Origin of the sequence: Trebonia sp. (genome assembly GCF_049794275.1) — a bacterium.
Taxonomy (GTDB): domain Bacteria; phylum Actinomycetota; class Actinomycetes; order Streptosporangiales; family Streptosporangiaceae; genus Trebonia.
Map to the genome: position 1 here is coordinate 1 of NZ_JBARCR010000702.1, position 3,346 is coordinate 3,346.

The window sequence follows — 3,346 nt, forward strand, 5'->3', positions numbered from 1 at the left end:
TGATGCTCGCGCATGCGCCTGTGTGTCATGAAATACGGGATGCCCACGGCCAAAGCCACGATAACCACGCCGATAAGGACGCCGCCCCACACCCAGCCCATAGTCGCCTCCCTGCAATGTCGGTTTCAGATGGGAGACGCACTGCCCGGCTATGGGTGGAATTAACATTCTGGATCTGGAAATCTCCGGTTCACGTACCCAGCGCCCGCAGGGTGGCAGGTGATCGCGAGACATTCGCCGGGTTGCGGTTCGTAAGTAACCAGACGGGATATCACCTCGACCCCGCCGATTTCCTCCAGCCGGAGGAAGGCCATCCCGGTCACAGCGATGTCACGTCCTGAGGTGGCGATCTATGCCGGAACCGGACCTCGGATCGCTGCCGCACCCGGGCGGGCGTAGGAGATGACTCGGTACCGGGCCTATCAGGCTCAGCTGGCGTTGCCTCAGGCGCAAACCTGTCCTGCGGCAGGGTAGGTCCCTTGACTCCGACATTCCGTTCAGCACGGCCAAATGGCCTCTGTCCTCAGCCCTGAGAACTGGTAGCAGGCCTGTGATGGCACTGCCCCTGGCCGGCAGCGATGGCCGCCGGCCAGGGACAGTGCCCGGTGCTCAGCGCCCGGTGCTCAGTGTCCGGTGATGAGCGGCCAGAGAGCTTGGACCTGCGCGGAATCGGAGGTGTAGCCGAGCTTGCCCAGTCCGAATCCTTCCTCGATGGTGAGCAGCATCGAGTAGTGGTTGGACGGCGTGGCGTCGGTGGCGTGCCGCGGTCCCAGCCGGCTGACCACGATCATCGGCGCCGAGCCGCCGCCGTATACGCCGCCAGGCCAGCTGGCGCTGATCTGCGGGTCTCCGGCCGGCAGGACGGGCGAATCGCAGCAGCCCTCCACGGATGCGTAGTCGTTGTCGGTGGGGTTGGTGCCGTCGAAGTCGGTCTCGTCGGCGACGATGAAGATCGCGCTGTTGCCCGTCCAGGCCCGGCTGCTCATGATCGTCTGGACCGCGCCCTTGACGAAGGCATCGGCCTTGGCCTTCAGCGCCTGGTCGTTGGCGTCTCCGGGCACATCGTTGTACGGACACGGGGTGTCGGGGAAGCCAGGCACCGCGGTGTAGATGCCGCCGTGCATGTTGCTGCACTCGTCGGGGCTGATCCATACATAGCGCGGCGGGTTCGGGCCGTTCAGGCCGGCGGCCATGCTGGTGTAGGGCTTGATGTGGGCGGCGCGGGCCGGGTTCAGCCGGACGTCGTTGTACAGGATGAACGGGTTGTGCTTGCTGGCGTACAGGGCGTTCGAGCTGCTCGGCCAGAAGTCGGGCAGGTAACCCGCAGAGGGCATTGCCTGCATATAGGCGTCCCACGGGATGTGCGCCGCCTGGAGTTCGTCCACGATGTTGGTGTGCGCGTACTGGTTCGGCCCGAAGTTGTTCGACGTGGTGGGGTACCAGCCGTTGTCATTGTTGACCCACCAGTTATTACCGCTGGTGGCCGCGATGTAATTGGGCTCGCTGGTGTGGGTGACGCCGAAGTAGTCGGTGGCCTGTCCGTATGTATTCGCCAGCGAGGTGATGAACGGGGCGGCCGGGTCTCCGATCACGTGATCGGCAGCGTGATTTTCCAGCATGATGATGAACACGTGGTCGAGCCGGGTGCCATGGCCCTGGCCGCCTCCCTGCGCGCCAGCGGTGCTGGCGTAGCTGGTCTGGACGCCGACCGCCGCGAGCGCTCCCGTGGCCAGCGTCACCGCAGCCGCGGCCACCATCCAGGCACGCACTGGCCCGACCCGGCGGCGCAGAACTCTTGGCATATTCACATTAACCTCCCGCTCCAGTCCCTGATGGCACCGTTCCCGGCGATATTTCGAACCTGTAGCCAATTAGCATAACCTGACACCGCGCGAAAAAATCAAGCTATTTTGATTCCGTCTCAACGTAAACATTCACCCGGGTCTAGCCCACGACGATGTCCCTGAGCTCGATCAGGGCCTCGATGCGATAAGTGGCCTCGGAGAAGTCAGGTGAATGCGTAAAGTCGTTGCGAACGATGGCACAGACGATGCCGGCCGCCACCGCTGACTTCAGCCCCCGGAGGGAGTCCTCTATGACCAGTGTCTCTTCCTTGGTGGCTCCGAAGCGCTTCAGGCCGGTCAGGTACGGCTCGGGGTGCGGCTTGGCGTGCTCGTAGTCCTCGCGGACGAGGACGAAGTCCATGAACTGCCTGATGTGCCGCTTCTCGTGGATGAGCTCGAAGTCCGCACGTTTGGCAGTCGTCACAAAGCTTGGGCCCACGTGCCCAATCCCCGGTTCATGTCCCGGAGGTACTGATCCTTGTCCAGGGCCAGTCCCACGTCTGCCAGGGCGCGTTCCCCAGCCTTGTAGTACCAGAACTCGGTGTCCACGAGGACGCCATCATGGTCGAAGAGTATGTACTTCTTAACGCTTAATCCCCTCCCGGGTCCGCCGCGCCCTCGTACGGCATCACGAATCACACCGTCATCACCGACATGTGTCGATCGACCACGTTGTCGGCCTGGCGAGAGGCGGGCCGTTCGCGTGCTGGCATGATCGGGGGCATGACCTTGGTGAAGATCAACGCGATTACCGTGCCCGACGACAGCGGGGATGAGCTGGCGCGGCGGTTTGCCGCGCGGGCCGGCGCGGTGGATGACCAGGAGGGGTTCGAGGGGTTCGAGCTGCTCAAGCCGACCGATGACCGGTCCGTGTGGCTGGTGGTGACCCGGTGGCGGGATGAGGAGTCGTTCCAGGCGTGGGTGAGCTCCCCCGCGTTTATGCACGGGCACCGGTCGGCCGCCGAGCGGGCTGGGGGCGAGGCGCCGCAGCGGCCGGTGGGCGTGCATAGCGAGGTGTGGTCCTATGAGATCGCGGGCGGCTCACCCGGTCGCGGCTAGGCGAAGCACGTACTGCCGCTCGTCTGGTCCGAACCATGGTGGTGAGCCGGCCGCGGCATTCTCCGCCAGCCGGGCGGGATGGGCAGTGGCGACCAGTGAGACATGCACGCGCTGGTCGCTCAGGCCCCACTTGATCAGGGCTTGCGCCCAGGTGGTGACGCCGAACGGGCGAAGCGGCTCCAGGTCTGACGGGCTGGGCGGCCGGCGCACCAGCTGTCCCTCGCCGAGGGGGCGCATCAGCAGGACCCCGATACCGAGCTCGTCAGCCAGTGGCAGAATCGTGCGCTCTACCTCGCGGTGGGTGGGGTTGTAGGGCACCTGAACCGTATCGATGCGGCCGGTGCGCATGAGATCGGCGAGGTCGCCGAAGGCGGCCGGAGAGTAGTGGGTGGCGCCGATCAGGCCGACCAGTCCCCGGTCCCTCGCGGCTTCCAGCATCGGCA

At 65.1% G+C, this 3,346-nt stretch carries 4 protein-coding genes; 1 reads left to right on the forward strand and 3 read right to left on the reverse strand.

Translation table 11 applies throughout. The features are described 5' to 3' along the window. Positions 1-623 precede the first annotated feature (623 nt). Positions 624-1,802 (reverse strand): alkaline phosphatase family protein, encoded by a 1,179-nt coding sequence (locus WA805_RS18710; protein WP_422273543.1) that lies wholly within the window; start codon positions 1,800-1,802, stop codon positions 624-626. 142 nt (positions 1,803-1,944) lie between these two features. After that, positions 1,945-2,268, reverse strand: coding sequence for an HAD family hydrolase (locus WA805_RS18715; RefSeq protein WP_422273545.1), 324 nt, complete (start codon positions 2,266-2,268; stop codon positions 1,945-1,947). Positions 2,269-2,567: 299 nt separating this feature from the next. Here WA805_RS18715 and WA805_RS18720 point away from each other — a divergent pair, with 299 nt between their 5' ends. Then, positions 2,568-2,903, forward strand: a complete 336-nt coding sequence (locus WA805_RS18720; protein WP_422273547.1) for an antibiotic biosynthesis monooxygenase family protein — start codon at positions 2,568-2,570, stop codon at positions 2,901-2,903. On the opposite strand, the gene WA805_RS18725 is transcribed toward WA805_RS18720, so the two are convergent. Beyond that, positions 2,886-3,346 (reverse strand): aldo/keto reductase (locus WA805_RS18725; RefSeq protein WP_425242971.1); only part of this gene is annotated, 461 nt, incomplete at its 5' end. The two genes, WA805_RS18720 and WA805_RS18725, sit on opposite strands and share 18 nt — an antisense overlap.

Excerpts from the sequence above, each read along its gene's own strand:
- WA805_RS18720 (WP_422273547.1), top strand. The coding sequence starts at position 2,568 with ATGACCTTGGTGAAGATCAACGCGATTACCGTGCCCGACGACAGCGGG.
- WA805_RS18710 (WP_422273543.1), bottom strand. The coding sequence starts at position 1,802 with ATGCCAAGAGTTCTGCGCCGCCGGGTCGGGCCAGTGCGTGCCTGGATG.